Raw genomic sequence first — 7,352 nt, 5'->3', positions numbered from 1 at the left:
GGGAGATACACATCATGATCCAACATCTTCGCCGTAGCGTGGCAATCTGCGCGCTGAGCGCGGGCGCTGCAATGGCACAGCAAGCCGACATTTCCATTGGTATGGTGCTCGAGCCGCCAAACCTTGATCCGACCGCAGGCGCGGCTGCCGCAATCGATGAGGTGGTCTATGCCAATGTTTTCGAAGGGCTTACGCGATTTGGCCCCGATGGGTCGGTCAAGCCCGGCCTTGCCGCATCATGGGAAATCTCGGCAGATGGCACCGTCTATACCTTTACCCTGCATCCCGGTGTGACCTTTCATGACGGCAGCACGCTGACGGCGGCGGATGCGGTGTTTTCGCTCGACCGCGCGCGTGCCGAGGGATCGACCAATGCCCAACGCGCGCTGTTCGCCAATATCGTCAGCGCCGAGGCGGTGGATGACCTGACCTTGCGCGTCACGCTCGATGGCCCCGATGGCGCCTTTCTGTTCGACATGGCCTGGGGCGATGCGGTCATCGTGGCGCCCGAAACCGCCGAGACCAACGCCACGAACCCGGTCGGCACCGGCCCTTTCCGCTTCGCCAACCGGATCGAGGGTGACCGCATCGATCTGGTGCGCAACGACACCTACTGGGGCGCACCCGTGGCGCTGGAGGCGGCGACGTTTCGCTTCATTTCCGATCCCAACGCGGCCTTTGCCGCGATGATGGCGGGCGATGTGGATGCCTTCCCGAATTTCCCCGCCCCCGAAACCTTGGCACAGTTCGCGGCCGATCCGCGGTTTTCCGTCATCGTCGGATCGACCGAGGGCGAGACGATCCTTGCGATGAACAATGCCCAAGCGCCGCTTGACGATATCCGCATCCGCAAAGCCATCGCCCATGCGATCAACCGGCAGGATATCATCGACGGGGCGATGTTTGGCTATGGCACGCCCATCGGCACGCATTTCGCGCCGCATAACCCCAACTATGTCGATCTGACGGGTCTTTCGGCCCATGATCCCGACGCCGCGCGCGCGCTCTTGGCCGAAGCAGCACCGGCCGGGCTGACCCTGCGGCTTGCGCTTCCCCCCCCGGCCTATGCCCGGCGCGGCGGCGAGATCATCGCGGCCCAGCTGCGCGCCGTCGGCATCGAGACCACGATCACCAATCTGGAATGGGCGCAGTGGCTGGAACAGGTGTTCAACGGCAAGGATTTCGACCTGACAATCGTCAGCCATACCGAACCGATGGATATCGGCATCTATGCCCGACCGGATTACTATTTCCAATATGGGCGCCCCGATTTCATCGCGCTGAATGAGACCCTGGCCACCACATCGGACCCAGCCGCGCGCGCGGGCCTGATGGCGCAGATGCAGGAAATGATCGCGGGCGATTACGTCAACGGCTATCTGTTCCAGCTTGCCAAGACCGGCGTGGCAAACGCCGCTATCGAAGGGCTGTGGGAAAACTCGCCCACACAGGCCAATGACCTGACGTCTGTGCGCTGGACGCAGTGACACATGCGCGCCGCCCTGTCGCAGGGGCGGCGCAAGCCCTGGGGGAACCGCAGCCATGGCCAAGACCCAACAGGTGCTGCCCTTGGGCGACCCTGAAATCAGCCGCCCTGACCCTGCGCGGCTGATTTTCGGCAATCCCGAACACCGGACCTGGCTGACCGATCAGGCCAAAGGGCTATGGTGCGGCGTCTGGCAATCCACACCGGGGAAATGGCGTGTGATCTACGAGGAATGGGAATATTTTCGCCTGACCGAAGGGTTCTCGATCCTCACGCCCGACGATGGCGCGCCGATCCACCTGCGGCCAGGCGATGCCCATGTGATCCGTCCCGGTTTCACCGGCACCTGGGAGGTGGTCGAGACCACCATCAAGGATTTCGTGATCCGCATCTAGTCAGCCCCAGAAAACAAGATCCCCCGCGACGCGGACGCGGGGGGGGTGCGTGCTGAAATTGTCTGCTCGACATACAGAACTGGCCTGCCCCGTGTTGAGGGCAGGCCAGATCATGATCACATCGGCGGGATGGCGAAAAACATCGTTTCGCCCGAGTGGTCATCGACACCGTCATTGTCGGTCGACACCCACATCGTGCCGTCGGCGGCGATTGCCAGACCCTCGACCTTGTCCAGCACGAAACCGCCGGTCGAGGTCAGATAGGGCAGAAGATCGACAACCGTTTCTTTTGCCAGCACGGCGGGGGTTTCGCCCAAGGCAACCATGGCATCCATCGCGGACAGCGGCACGCGGGTGATCAACTTGGTCACTGCCGCACCCGCCAACTGGTTGTCGCGCTCGACGAAGTAGAGGTGATCGCCATGCGCCACGATTTCTGACAGGCCGACCCAGCCGGTGGCGGGCTCGGTCAGCGGGTAATGGATGACCGACCATTCCTTGGCTTCGAGGTTATAGCCCAGAACCTTGGCGTGGTTGGCCGGATCGTCGCGCCACGGGCGCTGCACGGCCATGTAAAGCATGTCACCGACGCGCGTGATGCCTTCAAAGCCAAAGCGGGTTTCAACCGCCAGCAGCTCATCGGGAAGTGCGATGGATGTGCGGATCTCGCCATTGGCGCGGACGCGATAGATCGCATGCGGCACCAAGCGGTCGCTCCGCCCTTCGGACGCAACCCAGAAACCGCCATCGCCATCCAGCGCGATGCCTTCCATATCCATCAGCTGTGCGGGCTGCCCCGCACGCTTTACACGGATCGCGTCGACGATACGCGCGGGCGTCTGGCTGACGTCGATATGAAAGATTGTGGGCTGCATCCCATAGACGCTGTCGGAGATGGCGTAGATGGTCCCATCCTCCGCCATCACCTGACCCGAGATCGCGCCCCAGCCGGTCAGTCCATCCATGCCTGCGCTGGTCAGATGCGGGTAGACGGCAGGTGCATCCTGATACTCATAGATCATGACATGCGCAGGTGCGGCACCGTCTTCGCGACCGTCAAACTCATTGGCGGTGACCAGCAGGTTGCGCGCAGGGATTGCCATCGCACCTTCGGGCGAGATGCCCGAGGGCAAAAGCTGCGCCAGAGCGGGTGCCGCGGGGTTCGACATGTCATAGACCCCGATGACCGAGGCGCGCTCGGCCAGAAGGAACATCATCGGCACGCCGTTGAAGGTCGCGACTTCCATGCCCTCGGGCTCCACGCCCTTGTTGCCGGACCGCGCCTCAGGGTAGTGGCCGATCTGGGCCACGGCATATTCGAAGCTCATGCCCGCCTCGAACACCTGCGTGCCGTCGCGGTGGAACACGGTGAAGCCGCGGCTGCCGCCATCCATGTCGCCCTCGTTGGCGATGACCACATGATCGGCGTCGATCCACTGCACAGCATCGGGTTCGCGCGGGATATCGGCGAGCGAACCATCAAAGGTCAGCGCGCCCTCTTCTTCGGTGTCGACGCCTTCGAGCGTGACGGTGCCGGCGCTGAAATGGCTGAGCACTTCGCCCGCGGCCGAGATCACGACCAGATGGTTGTTTTCCTGCAGCGTCACGACGATCTCGCCATTGGCGTTCACATCGACGAATTCCGGCTCCGGATCCTCGGGGGCGATATCCGCCAGCCCGGTCAGATCGACGCGGATCTGCGCGGCGCAATCCATCGCGCCATCCGCACCCAAGGGCTGGATGACCACGTAGCCCGCGGGCATCTGCGGCACGCGGCCCTCGCCCAGATCCTCGTCGCGCTCGTTCTCGATGGCGACAGTGATAAAGCTGCCATCGGGGGCGATGGCGGTGCTGTCGGGCTGGCCGCCCAGATCGCACGACGCGATGACCGCACGGCTGGCGATATCGACCGCATGCAGTACGCCCGAGGGGGCGGTGTAGCTTTCCGAGGTGTTCTCGGCCACGAAAACCGTCTGGCCCCGCGCGGATACCGCGGTCGGCTCACCATTGGGCAGCGCGAAAGCGCCCGCCGCGACCGGGTTCGCGGGATCGGTGATGTCGACAAAACCGATCACACCCGCCGGACTGTCGGAATAGATCAGCGTCATGCCATCGCCCGAGGCCGCGATGATCTCGGCCGAGGTTTCTTCGGCCTCGGGCGTGTTCAGCGCGACCGGAAAGGACGCAACGCGGTTGAAATTCATCTCCTGCGCCAGCGCAGGGCACGCGGCCATCAAGGCCAGCGCAGAGGTCAGCATCAGCGAGCGGTCTAGCATGGGAATTCTCCACAGCGATGGGTATCATCACACCCGTCATTGCCCCAGCGCAATGACAGTCGCATGACAACGCCGCGTCACTTGTGTGACAGATGCAAGCCTCAGCCCGGCACCCCAGCCCAGCGTTCAATCAGCCTTTGCTGAAGCCGCTTGGCGCGGCGGTTATAGGGCCGCGCGCCTTCGGGGCGTTCGCGCTCGGCCGGGGTCAACGCGGCGCGGCGGTCCATGTCCGCACAAAAGATCGCGAAAGCCAGATCGCGCCCCGATGGCAGCCGTGCATAGCCCGCCAGCGTCGAGACAAAGTTCAACGTTCCGGTCTTGGCGGCGACCGCGACCGGATGGTTGGGCATGGGTTCGCCGCGCGCGTTCAACATCGGATGCGCGCGCATCAGGCCGCGCAGCACCCCGCCCGGGGCTGCCGCCACAAGGGCGCTGACCATATCTTGCGGGCAAAGACGGCTTTGATCACCCAAACCGGAATGATCGACAAAACCCGCCTGCCCGGTGTTCAACGTGCTGCGCATCCAATCCGACATGGCGGCGGCCGACTGCCCCAGATGCGTCGGGCGAAGCCCATCGGCCTGTGTCGCCACAAGCCCCACCACCTCGGCCGTCAGATTGGTGGACCAGCGCATCATGTCGCGCAGGATATCACGCATCGGGTCGCTGGCATGTTCGACCAGAAGCCTGCTGGCCTGTGGCACCGCCTGCGTCAGCGCGATCGCGCCCAACCGCATGCCTTGGGCGCGGGCCAAGGTCGCGAAAACCTCGGCCACATAGGCCGAAGGCCTGCGCACCGGCAGCCAGCGCGCGCCCTCTTCTCCCAAACCCGCACGGGCCACGGTCCAATGATCGCGCCCCTCGATCTGGGCATAGGTGAACAGCGGCTCGGCCCGGTCCACGATCCGCATGCGCGCCAGATCGACCGCCGGGCGCAGGCTGTCCGAACGCGCATCAAGCGTGACGGTATAATCGCCCGCCTGTCGCGCCCATTCGAAATGCACCCGGTTGTAATTCAGGTTCAGCCCCGAGATGGCCGGGTTGTAGCCCGCATGGTCAGGCTGCTCGGGGTCAATCTCGAAAATGGATGGCAAAGCCCCGTCGGCCAGCACAAGCCTGCCTGTGACCTCGGCTATCCCCTGACGGCGCACCTCGGCGGCCAGCGCGGCCAGCGTGTTGGTGTCGAGCATCGGGTCGCCCGATCCGACCAGCCACAAATCCCCCTCCAGACGGCCATCGCGCAGCGTGCCATTGGTCAGGATGCGGGTGTGAAAGCGGTAATCGGGGCCCAGCCGGTCCAGCGCATAGGCACATGTCACCGCCTTGGTGACCGATGCGGGCGGCAAGGCGACCAGCGGGTTCAACGCATCGAGCAGCTCGCCCGTCGTCGCATCGGCGACAGCATAGCCCACCCGCCCGCCCAATGCGGCCTCGGCGACCAGATCAGCACCCGAGGCAGCGCCACCGGCAAACAGACCCAAGGGGCGCATCATCGGGCGCAGCGACGCATCCGGCGCGGCCGCAATGGCCGGCAGGGCGGCAAAGGCCGATGCGCTGGTCAGAAATCCGCGACGCGAGAACATGACAGATCCAAACGGTTTCGGTTTCGGCTTTGCGCGACTAAATCGCACCGCCCTCCGCCGCTCAAGGGGCTTGCGCTGCAAGACATGCGTCATCTGCCCCTGTTCGCGGCGCTGCCAATCGGCTAGCACGCCCCATGCACCGCGATGTCCTACGGGCGCTGCCCCTGATGCTGCTGGCGATGTCGCTGATCCCGGCAGGCGACACGGCGGGCAAGCTTTTGGGCGAAGCGGGCGTTGCCCCAGCCTTTACCGCATGGAGCCGCTTTGCGCTTGGGGCAGTGATGATCTTGCCCTTCGTGCTGCATCTGACCCGACCCGCGATCTTTGCCGACTGGCGCGTCTGGCTGCGGGGGCTATTGCTGGCGGGCGGTATCGTGTCGATCCTGACCGCGCTCGGGACCGAACCGATCGCCAATGTCTTCGGTGCATTCTTCCTGGGACCGATCCTGGCCTATGTCCTGTCGGCATGGCTGCTGAACGAAGGCTTCTCACGGGCGCGGATGGTGCTTTTGGGGATCGGATTTCTGGGCGTGCTTTTGGTGGTGCGGCCCGGCTTTGGCATGACACCGGGGCTTGGCTTTGCCGTGATGGCGGGGGTGTTTTACGGCGGGTTTCTGACCGCCTCACGCTGGCTGTCGGATATTGCGCACCCGGGGGCCTTGCTGCTCAGCCAGCTTGTGGTGGGCGCGCTGGTCTTGGCACCCTTCGGGCTGACCGCATGGCCGGAACTGGAACCGCGCATCCTTGCCCTGACCTTGGGGTCGGCGCTGGGGTCGATGCTGGGCAATCTGTGCCTGATCCTCGCGCTGCGCATGGCGCCGGCCTCGGGGCTTGCGCCCTTTGTCTATACCCAGCTGATCGCGGCCACGGTGCTGGGATGGGCTGTGTTCGACGCATTGCCCGATGCGCTGACGCTGACAGGGTTGGCCGTTCTTGTGGTATCGGGTTTGGCCACATTGGCGCTACGCGCCAGACGCTGACCAAGAGCCGGCTACCACGCGCCGCTGGCACGGATGGCGCTGGAGGAGGTCGTCACCATGGGCAGGTTCACAAAACACCAGGCTGGCGCCGGCAACCGTGCCAAAAGCCCCGCATCCTCGGATGGCAGGCGCGCGTGACGATAGATGCTGGCCGCCTTGGCCGTGCGTGCGGCAATCCGGCTGCCCGGGCGGGCCAAGACGCCCACGGGCACACGCTTCATGATATCTTGCCAATCCTGCCAGCGGTGAAATTGCGCCAGATTGTCGGCCCCCATCAGCCAGACAAAGCGCACCCCGGGATAAAGCCCGACAAGCCGGGCGATGGTTTGCGCCGTGTAGCGCGTGCCGATCCGCGCCTCGATATCGGTGACGGTGATGCGCGGATGATCGACCAGCGCGCGGGCGGCATCCATCCGGCGCGCCATGGCGGCCGGGCCATTGGGTTTCAGCGGATTGCCAGGGCTGACCAGCCACCACACCCGGTCCAGCCCGAAGCGCTTGAGCGCCTCGCGGCTGACATGCAGATGGCCCGCATGCGGCGGGTCGAAGGATCCGCCGAACAGGCCGACGGTCTGACCAGGCAGGGCAAGGGGCAGATCGGATCGCAAGGGCAAGCGCGGCCTTTTTTGCAT

General features: G+C 64.7%; 6 protein-coding genes. 3 read left to right on the top strand and 3 right to left on the bottom strand.

Translation table 11 applies throughout. The annotated features are described in order from the left end of the window. Positions 1 to 14: 14 nt before the first annotated feature. Both Q0094_RS14230 and Q0094_RS14225 read left to right on the top strand, forming a co-directional pair. Positions 15 to 1,487 carry an ABC transporter substrate-binding protein gene (locus tag Q0094_RS14230; protein ID WP_297621012.1) on the top strand — a complete coding sequence of 491 codons (1,473 nt, stop codon included), beginning with the start codon at positions 15 to 17 and terminating at the stop codon, positions 1,485 to 1,487. Between the two features lie 55 nt (positions 1,488 to 1,542). Further along, positions 1,543 to 1,881, top strand: a complete 339-nt coding sequence (locus tag Q0094_RS14225; protein WP_297620995.1) for a cupin domain-containing protein — start codon at positions 1,543 to 1,545, stop codon at positions 1,879 to 1,881. Between the two features lie 116 nt (positions 1,882 to 1,997). On the opposite strand, the gene Q0094_RS14220 is transcribed toward Q0094_RS14225, so the two are convergent. Both Q0094_RS14220 and dacB read right to left on the bottom strand, forming a co-directional pair. Next, positions 1,998 to 4,157, bottom strand: coding sequence for an esterase-like activity of phytase family protein (locus Q0094_RS14220; protein WP_297620992.1), 2,160 nt, complete (start codon positions 4,155 to 4,157; stop codon positions 1,998 to 2,000). 101 nt (positions 4,158 to 4,258) lie between these two features. After that, positions 4,259 to 5,740, bottom strand: coding sequence for a D-alanyl-D-alanine carboxypeptidase/D-alanyl-D-alanine-endopeptidase (dacB, locus tag Q0094_RS14215; RefSeq protein WP_297620989.1), 1,482 nt, complete (start codon positions 5,738 to 5,740; stop codon positions 4,259 to 4,261). A gap of 134 nt (positions 5,741 to 5,874) precedes the next feature. Between dacB and Q0094_RS14210 the strand changes: the two genes are divergently transcribed. Further along, entirely contained in the window at positions 5,875 to 6,720 is an 846-nt protein-coding gene (locus Q0094_RS14210; protein ID WP_297620986.1) for a DMT family transporter, read from the top strand. A gap of 11 nt (positions 6,721 to 6,731) precedes the next feature. Here Q0094_RS14210 and Q0094_RS14205 read toward each other — a convergent pair whose 3' ends face one another. After that, a complete protein-coding gene (locus Q0094_RS14205) occupies positions 6,732 to 7,328 on the bottom strand; it encodes a nicotinate-nucleotide adenylyltransferase (protein WP_297621010.1) in 597 nt (198 codons plus the stop codon). Between the last annotated feature and the right edge of the window lie 24 nt (positions 7,329 to 7,352).

This window comes from uncultured Roseicyclus sp. (assembly GCF_937892565.1).
GTDB lineage: Bacteria > Pseudomonadota > Alphaproteobacteria > Rhodobacterales > Rhodobacteraceae > Roseicyclus.
The sequence above is the reverse complement of the archived record's forward strand: the minus strand, read 5'-3'. Positions and strand labels throughout refer to the sequence as shown.